This is a genomic window from Citrobacter sp. Cb023 (genome assembly GCF_030336805.1).
Taxonomy (GTDB): domain Bacteria; phylum Pseudomonadota; class Gammaproteobacteria; order Enterobacterales; family Enterobacteriaceae; genus Citrobacter; species Citrobacter braakii.
The window spans coordinates 385066-400302 of sequence record NZ_JAOWCV010000034.1; the positions used below are offsets into that span (position 1 = coordinate 385066).

16 protein-coding genes are annotated in these 15237 nt (G+C 45.3%); 9 read left to right on the plus strand and 7 right to left on the minus strand.

Annotation, left to right across the window (positions count from 1 at the left end; translation table 11 throughout):
• The first annotated feature begins 8 nt into the window (after positions 1-8).
• The 9 genes from wecB (at position 9) to ugd (ending at position 9056) form a co-directional block, all read left to right on the plus strand.
• Positions 9-1124: a non-hydrolyzing UDP-N-acetylglucosamine 2-epimerase gene (wecB, locus tag OGW44_RS11995; protein WP_185654833.1), complete on the plus strand. Its 1116-nt coding sequence runs from the start codon at positions 9-11 to the stop codon at positions 1122-1124.
• 35 nt (positions 1125-1159) lie between these two features.
• Positions 1160-2203 carry a glycosyltransferase family protein gene (locus OGW44_RS12000; protein ID WP_185654832.1) on the plus strand — a complete coding sequence of 348 codons (1044 nt, stop codon included), beginning with the start codon at positions 1160-1162 and terminating at the stop codon, positions 2201-2203.
• A 22-nt stretch (positions 2204-2225) separates the two neighbouring features.
• Complete coding sequence (locus tag OGW44_RS12005; RefSeq protein WP_181630360.1) at positions 2226-3041, plus strand: glycosyltransferase family protein; 816 nt, start codon at positions 2226-2228, stop codon at positions 3039-3041.
• An 80-nt stretch (positions 3042-3121) separates the two neighbouring features.
• Complete coding sequence (locus tag OGW44_RS25645; protein WP_185654831.1) at positions 3122-3484, plus strand: GtrA family protein; 363 nt, start codon at positions 3122-3124, stop codon at positions 3482-3484.
• Positions 3481-4467, plus strand: coding sequence for a glycosyltransferase family 2 protein (locus OGW44_RS12010; RefSeq protein WP_185654830.1), 987 nt, complete (start codon positions 3481-3483; stop codon positions 4465-4467). The genes OGW44_RS25645 and OGW44_RS12010 overlap by 4 nt, the downstream gene beginning before the upstream one ends.
• Positions 4468-4572: 105 nt before the next feature.
• A complete protein-coding gene (locus OGW44_RS12015) occupies positions 4573-5241 on the plus strand; it encodes a hypothetical protein (protein ID WP_185654829.1) in 669 nt (222 codons plus the stop codon).
• A gap of 250 nt (positions 5242-5491) precedes the next feature.
• Positions 5492-5995: a hypothetical protein gene (locus tag OGW44_RS12020; RefSeq protein ID WP_185654828.1), complete on the plus strand. Its 504-nt coding sequence runs from the start codon at positions 5492-5494 to the stop codon at positions 5993-5995.
• Between the two features lie 252 nt (positions 5996-6247).
• Entirely contained in the window at positions 6248-7654 is a 1407-nt protein-coding gene (gnd, locus tag OGW44_RS12025) for an NADP-dependent phosphogluconate dehydrogenase (RefSeq protein ID WP_185654827.1), read from the plus strand.
• Positions 7655-7889: 235 nt separating this feature from the next.
• The gene (ugd, locus tag OGW44_RS12030) at positions 7890-9056 is read left to right on the plus strand and encodes a UDP-glucose 6-dehydrogenase (protein ID WP_104651480.1); all 1167 of its coding nucleotides are present in this window, start codon (positions 7890-7892) and stop codon (positions 9054-9056) included.
• Between the two features lie 46 nt (positions 9057-9102).
• On the opposite strand, the gene hisIE is transcribed toward ugd, so the two are convergent.
• Genes hisIE through hisD form a run of 7 tightly spaced genes read right to left on the minus strand, consistent with a single transcriptional unit; the run spans position 9103 to position 15237 of the window.
• Positions 9103-9714 (minus strand): bifunctional phosphoribosyl-AMP cyclohydrolase/phosphoribosyl-ATP diphosphatase HisIE, encoded by a 612-nt coding sequence (hisIE, locus tag OGW44_RS12035; RefSeq protein WP_075848371.1) that lies wholly within the window; start codon positions 9712-9714, stop codon positions 9103-9105.
• Entirely contained in the window at positions 9708-10484 is a 777-nt protein-coding gene (hisF, locus tag OGW44_RS12040; RefSeq protein WP_016153558.1) for an imidazole glycerol phosphate synthase subunit HisF, read from the minus strand. The genes hisIE and hisF overlap by 7 nt, the downstream gene beginning before the upstream one ends.
• Positions 10466-11203 carry a 1-(5-phosphoribosyl)-5-[(5-phosphoribosylamino)methylideneamino]imidazole-4-carboxamide isomerase gene (gene hisA / locus OGW44_RS12045; RefSeq protein ID WP_185654826.1) on the minus strand — a complete coding sequence of 246 codons (738 nt, stop codon included), beginning with the start codon at positions 11201-11203 and terminating at the stop codon, positions 10466-10468. Before hisA ends, hisF begins: the two co-directional genes overlap by 19 nt.
• Positions 11203-11793 carry an imidazole glycerol phosphate synthase subunit HisH gene (gene hisH / locus OGW44_RS12050; RefSeq protein WP_003030129.1) on the minus strand — a complete coding sequence of 197 codons (591 nt, stop codon included), beginning with the start codon at positions 11791-11793 and terminating at the stop codon, positions 11203-11205. Before hisH ends, hisA begins: the two co-directional genes overlap by 1 nt.
• Positions 11793-12860 carry a bifunctional histidinol-phosphatase/imidazoleglycerol-phosphate dehydratase HisB gene (gene hisB / locus OGW44_RS12055; protein WP_185654825.1) on the minus strand — a complete coding sequence of 356 codons (1068 nt, stop codon included), beginning with the start codon at positions 12858-12860 and terminating at the stop codon, positions 11793-11795. Before hisB ends, hisH begins: the two co-directional genes overlap by 1 nt.
• Positions 12857-13936 (minus strand): histidinol-phosphate transaminase, encoded by a 1080-nt coding sequence (gene hisC / locus OGW44_RS12060; RefSeq protein ID WP_047357924.1) that lies wholly within the window; start codon positions 13934-13936, stop codon positions 12857-12859. The genes hisB and hisC overlap by 4 nt, the downstream gene beginning before the upstream one ends.
• Complete coding sequence (hisD, locus tag OGW44_RS12065) at positions 13933-15237, minus strand: histidinol dehydrogenase (RefSeq protein WP_047357925.1); 1305 nt, start codon at positions 15235-15237, stop codon at positions 13933-13935. The genes hisC and hisD overlap by 4 nt, the downstream gene beginning before the upstream one ends.

A 15237-nucleotide genomic window follows, 5' to 3' on the forward strand; every position in this document is an offset into this window, starting at 1 on the left:
ATTTAGATATGTTTGGTAAAAAAGTTATGTGTGTAATTGGTACACGTCCGGAAGCCATTAAAATGGCTCCGGTTGTAAATGCTTTTAAACAAGCTACCGATTTTGAGGTGTGCGTGTTAGCTACTGCACAACACCGAGATCTTTTGGATCAAGCCTTATCTTTATTTGATATCAAGAGCGATTACGACCTTAATATTATGCAGCCGGGACAGAGCTTACCAGAGTTAACAGCTCGTTTGATGGTTGGTATTGATAAAACTTTAACCGATGTAAAACCAGATTTGGTGATCGCGCAAGGAGATACAACGACGGTATTTGTAACAGCGCTTGCATGTTTCTATCAAAAAATCCCCTTTGCTCACCTCGAGGCAGGCCTAAGGACGCATGATCTTTACTCTCCATACCCTGAAGAAGCCAATAGAATCCTAGCTGGTAACTTAGCATGTTTACATTTTTCCCCAACAGAGGTCTCTCGTAGTAATTTGCTTCGAGAGGCGATCAACTCGGAGAAGATTTTTGTCATAGGCAATACTGTTATTGATGCTTTACTCTCAACAGCAGAAAAAAATTTCCCAATTGGAGTAGATATTCCAGAAGGCATGCGTATGGTTCTTGTGACATCACATCGCCGCGAGAATTTTGGCCAGCCAATTATCAATACTTGTAAAGCTATCCTTGAGCTAGTAAATAAGTATGACGATATTTTTGTTGTATTTCCGGTTCATCCAAATCCAAATATTCGTAAGGTTACGGATGAATATCTCCAGAATCATCCACGTATTAAGCTAATAGCACCTTTTGATTACGGTCCGTTTGTCTCTGCTATGAAAAAGGCACATATCATTTTGACAGATTCCGGCGGTGTTCAGGAAGAAGCTCCAGCACTTGGTAAACCGGTATTGGTGCTCAGACGAGATACAGAAAGGCCTGAAGCAGTTACTGAAGGCGTTGTTAAACTCATTGGCACTGAAATGAATGATATTGTCGAACAGGTATCTATCCTACTTGATGACCAATCAGCTTATCAGGCGATGGCCAAGGGTGCTTCACCTTATGGTGATGGAAAATCGAGCGACAGAATTGTTAAAATTGTTCGTAGTTATTTTGGAATAATTTCCGAATGAAGCTAGTATATCTATCTCCAGTACCCTGGAATAGTATGAGTCAAAGGCCCCATTTCTTTATCCAGCATGCTTTTCATGCTGGAGTAAAAGAAATTATTTGGGTTGAACCTTATCCCGGTAGGTTACCAAATTTAGGCGACCTTATCCCTGGTAGGCATGCCAGGGAACCAGCGAGTAAACGTACTTTTATTAACTTTACAGTAGTACCTGTTCCAGCTGTATTTCCAATTGAACCCTTTCATTTGTTATTTAAACTTTTTAATAAAGGTTCATTGGAGTTTGTTAAAAAGCAAGTGAATGAATTTAAAGATGAAAATACAATACTTGTAATTGGGAAACCTAGTCTTTTGGCTCTGGAGTTATCTAAGCAATCTGGTTGGAAAAGTATTTTCTTTGATGCAATGGACAATTATCCTGCCTTTTTTAAAGGTTATTCATCTTTTAGTATGGCTAACATAGAAAAAAAAATTGCTTCTACTGTTAATACAGTAATATGTACTAGTCATCCGTTACAGGAAAAATTTTCAAGATTTACTAATGTTGAGCTTTGCTTAAACGCATGTACTTCTGATTTCGTTACTGGACTGCGCCGGGAAAGGATTGAAAGCGGGAAGGGGGTTGTGTTTGGGTATGTTGGAACAATTGCGAGCTGGTTTGACTGGAGCTGGGTTATTGAGCTGGCTGAACTTAACCCATCATCAAAAATCCGTTTAATTGGGCCACTCAAAACGCTAAAGCCCATTAATCTACCGAAGAATATTCTGATAGAGAAAGCTATCTCTCATGATGAGGTTCCGATTGTATTGTCACACATAGATGTTGGGTTAATACCATTCCAAATCAATGATATTACTAGGTTTGTTGATCCAATAAAATTTTATGAGTACTCGGCAAAAAAGATACCGTTACTTTCAACTCGATTCGGTGAGATGTTTTGGCATAATAAAAAAATAGAAGGCCATAGGACGGATTGTCCATTTAAGGTTCCAAACGATACACTTTATTTTTGTGAAGATAGTCTTGAAAGTGTTACATGGGAAGATCGATTTTCTGAACTTTTCCCAAAAATATTCGTATAGTGTATTTGCTATGAGTGTATTAATGAACAATGTTACTGAATTAACTATTTCATTAGTTGTTTATAAGCCTGAGCTTAATCAATTGAATGATACTCTTACTAGCCTAGTCACAAGCTTAGATAATGCAGGGAGCATTTATCACCTTTATGTAATTGATAATAGTCCAGATGAATATCAATCTGGACTATCAACGGAGTATATTGGTCGCTATTTTAAGCACGTTGATTTTACCTATTCAAAAAATGCTACGAATGTCGGTTTTGGTAGCGCACACAACCAGGCATTAGACGTACAGTCGGATTACCATCTTATTATTAACCCTGATTTGATAATAAGTAGAGATGCGATTGTTAATGCAATCCAGTTTATGCATAATAACTCACGTTGTGGTCTTATTACACCTTATGCAAAATGGACCGATGGAACGGTCCAGAGGTTATGTAAAGAGTATCCCTCGGTATTGGTTCTTTTATTGAGAGGATTTGCTCCAGCATTCATGAAAAAAATATTTTATAAGTTATTAAAGAACTATGAAATGGTAGATGTTATCAATAGCAATGAAGTTTATTGGAATCCGCCAATGGTAAGCGGATGCTTCATGTTTTTCAAAACCGATGTATGGAAAAAATGTCAGGGTTTTGATCGCCGGTATTTTTTATATTTCGAAGATTTCGATTTAAGCATTAGAGCTAAACAGTTCTGCGATATTGCTTATGTACCTTCAGTTGAAGTTATTCATCATGGTGGCTATGCTGCACGTAAGGGATTGAAACATATTATCTTGTTCTTTAGATCAATGATTTCATTTTTTAGGATTCATCATTGGCGTTGGTTTTAATATTAACTTAACCTGTGTATGGCTTATGGTTTTAATAAGAATAATATGTAATGAAATATAATATAAACGATCTGCACATCATGAATAATCAACTTGTGAGATTTTGCATTATTGGTTTTGTGAATACGATTACCACTATGTTGATAATTTTTACATTGATGCATATAGGTATTCCGATGTTTATTTCAAACGGTTTGGGATATATCGCTGGTATTGTAATTAGTTTTTTCATGAATTCGAAATTTACTTTTTTGGTAGGTATAAAGTTAACTCGATTTATAAAATTCTTGGTTACTGTTGCAATTTCGTACGGACTTAATATCTTAACTATAAAGTATGCGATTGATTTTCTGTCTTTCAATGAATATCTGTCTCAATTTTCAGGTATGGTAATCTATACAACCTCTTGTTTTGTAATTAATAAGCTATGGGCGATGAAATGACTCTGGGAAAAAAGAAACATCCTTTGCTTGCTATTGTTGTGCCTTGCTATAATGAAAGTGATATGTTTTCGATGTGCCTATCTCAATTGAGGGATGTCATTCATTCTTTGGTTGAGACTGAGCGTGTATCAGCAGATAGCTATGTGTTATTTGTTGATGATGGCAGTCGAGATGATACTTGGGAAAAAATTAACACTGCTTCTCTTGAATTCGAAAATGTCCGTGGTTTGAAGTTATCCCGTAATAAGGGGCATCAACTTGCTTTAAGAGCAGGGTTAAGATTTTCTGATGCTGATATTACCATTAGTATTGATGCTGATCTACAAGACGATGTCACTGCTATAACTAAAATGGTTGATGAGTATCATAATGGCTATGAGATTGTTTATGGTGTTAGAGATGACAGAACGACGGATAGCTTTTTCAAGCGAAATACAGCTGCATTGTTCTATAAATTGATGGGCAGACTTGGAGTTCATCAAATCGAGCAACATGCTGACTATCGATTAATGGGGCGAAATGCATTAAATGCATTTCTCGATTTTAAAGAAAAAAATTTGTATATCCGTGGAATTATCCCTTTATTAGGTTTTAAAAGCACAACAGTTCTTTACTCAAGAAAAGCACGTCTTGCTGGTGAGTCGAAGTATCCACTAAAGAAGATGTTGTCACTTGCGCTTGATGGAATTACCTCTCTATCAGTAAAACCTCTTCGTATTATCTCATCGTTAGGTTTTTTGGTTTCTTTAGTCTCATTTGTTATTGGTTCTACGGCATTAATGCAAAAATTATTAGGTCATACCATTGAAGGGTGGGCCTCTGTAATGGTTGGCTTGTTCTTTATGGGAGGCGTTCAACTTTTGTGTATTGGAATATTGGGTGAGTATATCGGTAAAATTTATGTAGAAGTAAAAAACCGACCATCTTATTTTATTGAGAAGTGTACGTGGATTCAATCGGACCTTAATGATGAGCATGATTGACCTTGAAAATCATAAATATCAATATTGTCATTATATTAATTTTTGTGCCTGCAAGGGATTTTTGTGTGCTTTGGCTATCTGATGCTTATGGAGAGTATTCCTTAAATGAGAAAGATGTTTGCGTTTATTAACTTCACAAGTGTTTTTGTTTTGTTCTTATTTGTAGGGTTTATTGTATCATTAAATGTTTTATCACTAAACTCTGCATATATTACGCACTATTTCAATTTCCTAGGTATCGGACTTGTATTCCTTTTTATTGTTGTTCTGACTTTTTTTATCAATAAATCAGATAGTGTGCTCCATCAAACCAATCATGTATGGATAATATTTATTCTTAGTCTGACTACAAAATTAATATTTGTAATGCTTGTGAATAGCAAGCCAGAAAGCGACTTTGAAACAATTTTTCAGACTGCAGGTATGTATGCTGATGGTACGGTTAACACCTTTAATGTTGGACCTGGTGGTTATTATGATATATGGGCATATCAATCGGTATATACTTTATACCAAGCATTAGTTCTTTATCTATACCACTCTATTGATGCTTTGATGCTTTTGAATGTTTTTTTCATGGCAGGACCTTCTGTGATGATATACAAAATATGCAGCACGATCTTTTCTCATAAAATCGCCTTTGTTACTGCATGTTTGTACTCACTATATCCGGAAATGATTTTTTATTCTCCGTTGCTGTCAAATCAGCACTTATCTACTTTTTTGTTTTACTTGGCATTTATTTCCTCCTTAAAAATAATTACATCTCGTTAGTTTTCTCAGGTATTTTTTTAGCGTTGGCTGATCTAATGCGACCAGAAATCATTATTGTCTTAGTTGCAGCTTTTTTTGTTTGATTGTTGGATGTGTTCGTTACGACCGAAACAATGTGGTAAGGGAATTTTCAAAATTTAATATAGTTCTTTTTATTTATATCATCATTCATTTACTGACCAGTTCCGTAATCAAATTATCCGGTGTTAATCAATATGGAATTGATAACAGAAACCCTGAATGGAAATTTATGGTTGGTCTTGATAAAGAACATCTTGGCGCGTGGAATACTTCTCATGTTAATATTTTAGCGATGGAAGATGCCTCAGAACGAAAAAAAGAAATTATTGATTATGTTAAGGCAACGTACAAAACCCCTCAGGATGTGGCGAGTTTTGTGTTTGATAAGCAATCTTTCATGTGGTCCTCACCAAGCCCAGTTTATTTTACATTTAATGATGGTGAACTTACCAGGACGGTGAAGTTATTCGGAAAAGAACATTACATGAACGATTTGGTTAATATTTTCATTTCTGTTGACAAGATTTACTACACATTTATACTTGGTTTGTTTTTAATCAGTGTAGCTGATGTATTTCTCTCAATGATTAGAGGTGTTCAACCTTCAAAAGAGTTATATTTTATTATGATGGTGTGTTTGGTTAATTTCATGATTTATCTTCTTATTAAGTTCAACCGCGCTATAAGTATTTTGTCATGCCCTTTGTTCTCATTGTTGCGGCCCAAAGTTTAACTTTTTTAAATAAGTTGTGGGTTGGAAGATTAAAAACGCTCACATTAAAAGTCGTCCATTAAAGTGAGCCGTTTTCGATACCAAAAAATAATACCAATTTACTGAATACGTAAATATTGTACTGTTTTCAAAGGTAAGTATCTTCAGTATTTAATGCTACTATCGTAAGCGATTCTTCTGGGTTAACATATTGTTCACTAAAGTCCTGCAGTAATAGTCTACAGGGCGAACCGCACCTGACAGGAGTACATAATGTCTAAGCAACAAATCGGCGTCGTTGGTATGGCTGTGATGGGGCGCAATCTGGCGCTCAACATCGAAAGCCGTGGTTATACCGTGTCCGTTTTCAACCGCTCGCGTGAAAAAACGGAAGAGGTTATCGCCGAGAATCCGGAGAAAAAACTGGTTCCTTGCTATACGGTAAAAGAGTTTGTTGAATCCCTTGAAACGCCTCGTCGTATCCTGTTAATGGTGAAAGCAGGCGCTGGCACTGATGCTGCTATCGACTCCCTGAAGCCATATCTGGATAAAGGTGACATCATTATTGATGGCGGTAATACGTTCTTCCAGGACACTATCCGTCGTAACCGTGAGCTCTCAGCTGAAGGATTTAACTTCATCGGTACCGGCGTCTCCGGTGGCGAAGAAGGTGCGCTGAAGGGACCATCTATTATGCCTGGTGGCCAGAAAGAAGCTTACGAGCTGGTTGCCCCAATCCTGACCAAAATCGCCGCTGTTGCAGAAGATGGTGAACCGTGTGTGACGTATATCGGTGCCGACGGTGCTGGTCACTATGTGAAGATGGTACACAACGGTATTGAGTACGGTGATATGCAACTGATTGCTGAAGCTTACTCATTGTTGAAAGGTGGTTTGAACCTAAGCAACGAAGAGCTGGCTAGCACCTTCACCGAGTGGAATAACGGCGAGCTGAGTAGCTACCTGATCGATATCACCAAAGATATCTTCACTAAAAAAGATGAAGATGGTAAATATTTGGTGGATTTCATCTTGGATGAAGCGGCGAATAAAGGGACGGGTAAATGGACCAGCCAGAGCTCTCTGGATCTCGGTGAACCACTGTCTCTGATTACTGAGTCTGTGTTTGCACGTTACATCTCTTCACTGAAAGATCAGCGTGTTGCTGCCTCTAAAGTCCTGTCCGGTCCTAAAACTCAGCTTGCGGGTGATAAGGCAGAATTTATTGAGAAAGTACGTCGTGCGCTGTACCTCGGTAAGATCGTGTCTTATGCTCAGGGCTTCTCACAGCTGCGTGCCGCATCTGACGAGCATAATTGGGATCTGAACTACGGCGAGATTGCAAAAATCTTCCGTGCGGGCTGCATCATCCGCGCGCAGTTCCTGCAGAAAATCACCGATGCCTATGCTAAAAACCCTGGTATCGCAAACCTGCTGCTCGACCCGTACTTCAAGAACATTGCTGATGAATACCAACAGGCGCTACGTGATGTTGTTGCGTATGCTGTGCAGAATGGTATCCCGGTACCGACATTCTCTGCTGCTGTCGCTTATTACGACAGCTATCGTGCAGAGGTGCTCCCTGCAAATCTGATTCAGGCCCAGCGTGACTACTTCGGTGCGCATACTTATAAACGTACTGATAAAGAAGGTGTTTTCCATACTGAATGGATGGAATAAGTCTTCTGACGTTCACTGGCCCGGTTTTTTGACCGGGCTTTTTTTTATCCCAAATCTTATTGATTTAAGTTGATTGCTTAATTTTTACTTAATATTTCTAGCGTACACTGATAAAGAAAATCTGAATTGTTTTAACCTTCGTTGACACAATATTCAACAAAACGTTAAAACATTATTCTCTTATCAGGATGTACGACATCATGATTAATTATTAAGATAATACTGAGAGCATGAAATGAAAATCACCATTTCTGGTACCGGATATGTTGGCCTGTCAAATGGTCTTCTTATCGCCCAACATCATCAGGTCATTGCTCTGGACATAGTTCCTTCCCGTGTCGAGATGCTAAATAATCGGATATCTCCGATAGTTGATCAAGAAATTGAACAGTATCTGCAATCAAAAGATATAACATTCAGCGCTACCCTGGATAAGCACAAAGCTTATCAGAACGCAGAATTTGTCATTATTGCTACCCCAACAGATTACGATCCCAAAACTAATTATTTCGATACTAGCAGCGTCGAGTCAGTTATACAGGATGTTATTAAAATAAATCCAGATGCAGTAATGGTAATAAAATCGACTGTTCCTGTCGGTTTTACTCAATCGATGCGTCAAAAGTATAGCTCAGACAATATCATCTTTTCCCCAGAATTCCTGCGAGAGGGTAAAGCGCTATATGACAATTTGTACCCTTCACGCATTGTAATTGGTGAACGATCTTCCCGTGCAGAAACGTTTGCTGCACTGCTACAGGAAGGGGCTCTGAAGAAAGATATTCCGACCCTATTTACCGACTCAACCGAAGCCGAAGCTATCAAGCTCTTTGCAAATACCTATCTGGCGATGCGTGTTGCCTATTTTAACGAACTTGATAGCTATGCAGAAACCCTGGGGCTTAATGCTCGACAGATCATCGAAGGGGTTTGTCTGGACCCGCGTATTGGTAACCATTACAACAATCCCTCATTCGGTTACGGTGGATACTGTCTGCCAAAAGACACTAAGCAATTACTCGCCAACTATAAATCTGTACCAAATAATATTATTTCAGCAATCGTTGATGCTAACCGGACGCGAAAAGACTTTATTGCTGATGCAATTATTTCACGAAAGCCAAAGGTCGTCGGTATTTACCGATTGATTATGAAAAGTGGCTCAGATAATTTCCGGGCATCGTCTATCCAGGGTATTATGAAGCGTATTAAAGCGAAAGGTATCCCGGTCATAATCTATGAGCCTGTATTGCCAGATGATAGTTTTTTCAATTCGCGGGTTGAGCGTGATCTGGCTAAATTTAAAAGCGAGTCCGATGTTATAATCTCTAACCGGATGGCCGAAGAACTGTTGGATGTAGCCGATAAAGTCTATACCAGAGATTTATTCGGAAATGATTAAACACTCAGTTAAATAAAGATACCGGCATAGTGCCGGTATCTGTCTATTACTGATGTCTTTTGCGTAAATTCTCAATCACCGTCGTCAGGTCGAGGTCCTGGTCCTGCAGCAGAACCAGCAGGTGATACATCAGATCAGAGGCTTCATTGGTCAGTTCGAAACGATCGTTCACGGTTGCGGCCAGCGCGGTCTCTACGCCTTCTTCGCCTACCTTCTGGGCAATACGTTTAGTGCCGCTGGCATACAGCTTCGCGGTGTAGGAGCTTGCCGGGTCAGCGGTTTTACGTTCGGCCAGTAGTTGCTCCAGTTGATACAGGAACAGCCACTGGTGGCTGGCATCGCCAAAGCAGCTTGAGGTGCCTTTATGGCAGGTCGGGCCAATCGGGTTAACCAGCACCAGCAGGGTGTCGTTGTCGCAGTCGGGCGCGATGCTCACCACGTTCAGGAAGTGACCGGAGGTTTCACCCTTGGTCCACAGGCGCTGTTTGGTCCGCGAGAAAAAGGTCACTTTGCCGCTTTCAACCGTTTTATCCAGTGCTTCCGGGTTCATATAACCCAGCATTAGTACCTCACCGGAAACCGCATGCTGCACGATGACTGGCATCAGTCCGTCGGTTTTTTCCCAGTCCAGCTCGCGGCATTGTTGCTTCGTTAACATATCCTGATCTCCACGCCCTGTGTTGCCAGGTACGCTTTTAATTCGCCAATATTAATAATTTGCTTGTGAAAGACGGAGGCGGCAAGCGCGCCGTCAACGTCGGCGTCCCGGAATGCTTCAAGGAAGTGTTCCATGGTGCCCGCGCCGCCGGACGCGATCAGCGGTACGTGGCACACGTCGCGCACTTTTTTCAGTTGCTCCAGATCGTAGCCGTTACGCACGCCGTCCTGGTTCATCATGTTCAGGACGATTTCACCTGCGCCGCGTTTTTGTACTTCCTGCACCCAGTCCAGCGTTTCCCACTGCGTGATGCGGGTACGGCTTTCATCCCCGGTATATTGGTTAACATGATATTTGCCGGTTTCGGCGTCATACCAGGTATCAATGCCTACCACGATACACTGCACGCCGAAGCGGTCCGCCAGGCGGGTGATAAGCTCCGGTTCGGCCAGCGCCGGGGAGTTGATAGAGATTTTATCCGCCCCGAAGGAGAGGATTCGCGCCGCATCGTCGATGGATTTAATGCCACCGGCAACGCAGAACGGAATATCGATCACTTCCGCCACGCGAGATACCCAGCTTTTATCCACTACGCGGCCATCGCTGGAGGCGGTGATATCGTAGAACACCAGTTCATCTGCGCCTTCATCGGCATAGCGTTTTGCCAGCGGGACAATGTCACCAATAATCTCGTGATTGCGAAACTGGACGCCTTTTACCACCTGTCCATCACGAACGTCCAGACAAGGAATTATGCGTTTTGCCAGCATTGAATGGCCTCCTCAACGGTGAACTTACCTTCCAGCAGGGCGCGTCCGACGATCACGCCGCGTACGCCGGTTCCACGCAGGGCTGCTACGTCCTCGATCCCGCCAATGCCGCCAGATGACTGGAATGCTACCTGCGGATATTTGGCGCACACTTCTTCATAAAGCGCGACGTTTGAGCCAGCCAGCGTACCGTCGCGGGAGATATCGGTGCACAGCACGTGCTTCAGGCCGACGGGTAAATAGGTCTCAACCAGTTCTTCCAGAGAAACCCCGGAATCTTCCTGCCAGCCGCTAACCGCTACCTGTTTATTACCGCGCTCGTCAATACGAACGTCCAGCGCCAGTACCAGCGCGTCGGCTCCAAAACGGGCAAACCAGCTTTTGACGACTTCGGGGGATTTTACTGCCGTCGAACCTACCACCACGCGCGCCACGCCTGCGTCAAGCAGCGCCGCAACGTCCGATTCAGTACGCACGCCACCGCCAACCTGTACCGGAACATTGACACCAGCGACCAGCGTTTTAATCAGCGAGATCTGCCGCTGCGCCGGGTCTTTCGCGCCAGTTAAATCAACCAGGTGCAGTACTTCGGCACCCTGAGCTGCGTAATCCTGTAAACGGGGGAGAGGATCATTGCCATAATCACGTTGCGTTGCGTAATCGCCCTGATGAAGACGCACCACCGTGCCGTCGATTAAATCTAATGCCGGAATAATCATTACATCTCCAGAAAGTTTTTCAGCAACTGCGCCCCAGCCGCGCCCGAGCGTTCAGGGTGAAACTGCACGCCAAAGAAATTGTCCTTTTGTACTGCCGCTGTAAACGGTTCGCCGTAATGGCACTGGGCGATGGTCCACGGGTTCACCGGCATAGCATAGCTGTGTACAAAGTAGAAATATGCGCCATCTTCAATGCCCTGGAACAGACGATTTCCCGCCTGCGGATAGACGCGATTCCAGCCCATATGCGGCAGCGGCAGACCGAAATCGGTCATCTTCGGAACGTCCTGCTCAATAATGCCCAGCAGAGAGACACCGTTACTCTCTTCGCTGCGACGGCCAAGCAGTTGCATGCCTAAGCAGATCCCCAGTACCGGTTGCGTACAGGCTTTAATCAGTTCAATCAGTTCACGCTCGTGCAACTGGTCCATAGCCGCCTGGGCGGTACCGACGCCCGGCAGAAACAGTTTATCGGCACGCAGCACCACGTCCGGGTCACGGCTGACAACCGGGTCGTATCCATGGCGCGCGACGGCGGATTTCACCGAGTGCAGATTGGCGCAGCCGGTATCAAGGATCACCACGTTCATTACAGCACTCCTTTTGAGGAGGGCAGCGTATCGCCTTCTACGCGAATAGCCTGACGCAGCGTACGACCAAAGGCTTTAAACAGGCTCTCCACACGGTGGTGGTCATTTTTCCCTTTGGTTTTCAGGTGCAAGGTGACACCCATGGTGTAAGAGAGTGAACGGAAGAAGTGTTCAATCATCTCTGTGCTCAGATCGCCAACGCGCTGGTAGGTAAACTCCGCGCGGTATTCCAGGTGCGGACGCCCCGAGATATCCAGCGCGCAACGTGCCAGGCACTCGTCCATCGGCAGCACAAAACCAAAACGGTTGATACCGCGTTTATCGCCTAATGCCAGCCTTAAGGCTTCACCCAGCGCCAGACCGGTATCTTCAACGGTGTGGTGATCGTCAATATACAGATCGCCTTTGACGGCAATCTCCATGCGAAAACCGCCGTGGGTGGCGATTTGATCCAGCATGTGGTCAAAGAAGCCAACGCCGGTATTGATTTTGCTACGGCCTTCGCGGTCCAGCCAGACTTTGACGTCAATCTGCGTCTCTTTGGTATTACGCTCAACGTGCGCGTAACGGTCTCGTTTGGTCAACTGCTCACCGATCATCGCCCAGTTCAGGGTGTCGCGGTGGTAGCGTAATCCGCTAATGCCCATGTTTTCTGCGAGCTGAATATCGGTCGCCCGATCACCAATGACGTAGCTGTTTGCCACATCCATGGCCTGTTCAACCAGATACTGCTCAACCAGTTTCACTTTTGGCTTACGGCAATCACACGCGTCCGCTGGCAGGTGCGGGCAGATCAGCACCTCATCAAATGCTACGCCCTGAGAGGTGAATATTTGCATCATCAGGTTATGCGGACCGTCAAAATCGGCCTGCGGGAAGCTCTGCGTACCGAGTCCATCCTGGTTAGTAATCATCACCAGCTTAAAGCCAGCTTTTTGCAGCTTCAGCAAAACGGGAACGACGTCCGGCTCGAAGGCGAGTTTGTCAAAGCGATCGACCTGAAAGTCACTTAGCGGTTCTGAAATCAGGGTTCCATCACGGTCAATAAAAAGATACTTCTGGCTCATACTTGCTCCGCACGTAAGGCGTCAATGACGCGCTGGCTCTCTTCGCGGGTTCCGACAGTAATTCGCAGACAGCCGCTTAATGAAGGTTGTTTATTCTGATCTCGTAAGATAATGCCCTGATCCCACAAAGATTTAAATACGCTGCTTGATGCGGTGAAGCGCGCCAGAACATAGTTGGTTTCAGAGTCGAAAACCTGCTCTACACAGCGAATGGTTTTCAGGTTCTCCACCAGATACTGACGCTCTAGCAGGATCTGCTCTACGCGTTGGCGCATGGCGGAAATCCCTTGTGGCGTCAGCGCCTGGGCGGCAATATCCGCTACCGGGGTAGAAAGCGGGTAGGGGGCAATCACCTTTAACAGCAGATTGATTACCTCTTCATTCGCCAGCGTAAATCCGCAGCGTAAACCGGCGAGAGCAAACGCTTTAGACAGCGTACGTAATACTGCCAGATGCGGATACTCAGACAGCCAGCCTGCCAGCGTGGCCTGAGGACAAAATTCAATATAGGCCTCATCAGCGACCACGATGGCTTTACCCTGCGTCATTTCGAGCAGTGAACGTAGGTCCTGCGGATTTATCAGCTGGCCGGTTGGGTTATTGGGGCTGCATACGTAGACCACTTTCACGCCATCAAGCTTGTCCGCGATGCCTTGTAAATCCAGCTGCCAGTTATCCAGGGTCGGGACGGTGCGGCATTCAACGCCAATCGTTTCGGCGCTGACGCTGTACATGCCGTAAGTCGGCGGACAGTAGAGAATTGCATCTTTACCGGGTTCGCAAAAAGCGCGCACCAGCAGTTCGATCCCTTCATCTGCACCGCGGCTGACCAGCACCTGCTCTGGTTTGACGCCAGCATACTGCGCGTAATTCTCAATTACGGCTTTCGGCTGACACTCCGGATAGCGGTTCAGCGTCTGCTGGCGTAGCTGGAACTCAACGGCGGTTGGGTACTCATTCGCGTTGAGCCAGACGTCCCCGTTACCGCCAAGACGACGGGCAGACTGATAGGGCGTTAACTCGCGAACATTCTTACGGGCTAAATCAGTGACGCTGAGAAAGTTGTCAGTGCTCATGCTTGCTCCTTCAGGGCGTTAACGCGCAGGGTGACGGCATTTTTGTGGGCAGTCAGTCGTTCAGCCGCGGCCAGTGTTTCAATGGTGGAGGCCAGGGCAGAGAAACCTTGGGGAGTTAATTCCTGTACCGTCATCCGTTTCTGGAAATCAGCCAGCCCAAGGCTTGAGCAGGTTGCGGTATAGCCGTAGGTCGGAAGAACGTGGTTGGTGCCGGAAGCATAGTCGCCAGCCGACTCAGGAGACCAGTCACCCAGGAAGACCGAACCAGCGCTGGTGATATCGTCAACCAGTTCACGCGCGTTACGGGTCTGAATAATCAGGTGCTCCGGGCCGTAGGCGTTAGAGATGGCCACGCATTGCTCAAGGTCTCTGGCGACGATCAGTCGACTGGCGGCGAGCGCCTGACGTGCGGTGTCGGCGCGGGAAAGCTCGGCAAGCTGGCGTTCAACGGCTTTAGCCACGCCTTCGGCCAGCGTAGCGTCTGGCGTCAGCAGGATAACCTGCGAGTCGGGGCCGTGTTCGGCCTGAGAGAGCAGGTCGGAAGCAACAAAGTCAGGCGTCGCGCCGCTGTCGGCAATAACCAGCACTTCAGACGGGCCCGCAGGCATGTCGATAGCCGCGCCGTCAAGACGTTGGCTGACCTGACGTTTGGCTTCGGTCACATACGCATTGCCTGGCCCGAAGATTTTATCGACCTTAGGAATAGATTTGGTACCCAGCGCCAGCGCGGCAATGGCCTGCGCGCCGCCCACGTTGAACACCTCTTTTACGCCACACAGTTGCGCGGCGTAGAGGATTTCATCGGCAATCGGCGGCGGTGAGCAGAGCACTACTTTTTTGCAGCCGGCGATACGCGCCGGGGTCGCCAGCATTAATACGGTCGAGAATAGCGGTGCCGATCCCCCAGGAATATACAGCCCCACGGAGGCGATAGGGCGAGTAACCTGCTGGCAGCGCACGCCAGGCTGAGTTTCAATATCCACCGGCGGCAGGATTTGCGCGGTGTGGAACGCATCAATATTACGCACCGCCGCCTGCATGGCTTGTTTCAGCTCGTCGCTCAGGCGGCTACTGGCTTGCTGAATTTCTTCTTCGGTGACGCGCAGCGCGCCGACCTCGGTTTTGTCAAACTTAGCACTGTATTCACGCAGCGCCCGGTCGCCGTTATTTTTGACGTTCTCAAGAATCTCGGCCACCGTACGGCTGATGCTTTCAGAGGCGGATATCGCCGGGCGCATCAGCAGTTCGCGCTGCTGCTCGGGGCTACAGCTATTCCAGTCGATCAGGGTATTGAAGCTCAT

Coding starts and splice junctions, on each gene's coding strand:
- wecB (WP_185654833.1), top strand. CDS start 9: ATGTTTGGTAAAAAAGTTATGTGTGTAATTGGTACACGTCCGGAAGCC.
- hisIE (WP_075848371.1), bottom strand. CDS start 9,714: ATGTTAACGAAGCAACAATGCCGCGAGCTGGACTGGGAAAAAACCGAC.
- OGW44_RS12020 (WP_185654828.1), top strand. CDS start 5,492: ATGGTTGGTCTTGATAAAGAACATCTTGGCGCGTGGAATACTTCTCAT.
- OGW44_RS12015 (WP_185654829.1), top strand. CDS start 4,573: ATGAGAAAGATGTTTGCGTTTATTAACTTCACAAGTGTTTTTGTTTTG.
- hisH (WP_003030129.1), bottom strand. CDS start 11,793: ATGAACGTGGTGATCCTTGATACCGGCTGCGCCAATCTGCACTCGGTG.
- OGW44_RS12000 (WP_185654832.1), top strand. CDS start 1,160: ATGAGTCAAAGGCCCCATTTCTTTATCCAGCATGCTTTTCATGCTGGA.
- hisC (WP_047357924.1), bottom strand. CDS start 13,936: ATGAGCACTGACAACTTTCTCAGCGTCACTGATTTAGCCCGTAAGAAT.
- hisF (WP_016153558.1), bottom strand. CDS start 10,484: ATGCTGGCAAAACGCATAATTCCTTGTCTGGACGTTCGTGATGGACAG.
- gnd (WP_185654827.1), top strand. CDS start 6,248: ATGTCTAAGCAACAAATCGGCGTCGTTGGTATGGCTGTGATGGGGCGC.
- hisD (WP_047357925.1), bottom strand. CDS start 15,237: ATGAGCTTCAATACCCTGATCGACTGGAATAGCTGTAGCCCCGAGCAG.
- ugd (WP_104651480.1), top strand. CDS start 7,890: ATGAAAATCACCATTTCTGGTACCGGATATGTTGGCCTGTCAAATGGT.
- hisA (WP_185654826.1), bottom strand. CDS start 11,203: ATGATTATTCCGGCATTAGATTTAATCGACGGCACGGTGGTGCGTCTT.
- hisB (WP_185654825.1), bottom strand. CDS start 12,860: ATGAGCCAGAAGTATCTTTTTATTGACCGTGATGGAACCCTGATTTCA.
- OGW44_RS12005 (WP_181630360.1), top strand. CDS start 2,226: ATGAACAATGTTACTGAATTAACTATTTCATTAGTTGTTTATAAGCCT.
- OGW44_RS25645 (WP_185654831.1), top strand. CDS start 3,122: ATGAATAATCAACTTGTGAGATTTTGCATTATTGGTTTTGTGAATACG.
- OGW44_RS12010 (WP_185654830.1), top strand. CDS start 3,481: ATGACTCTGGGAAAAAAGAAACATCCTTTGCTTGCTATTGTTGTGCCT.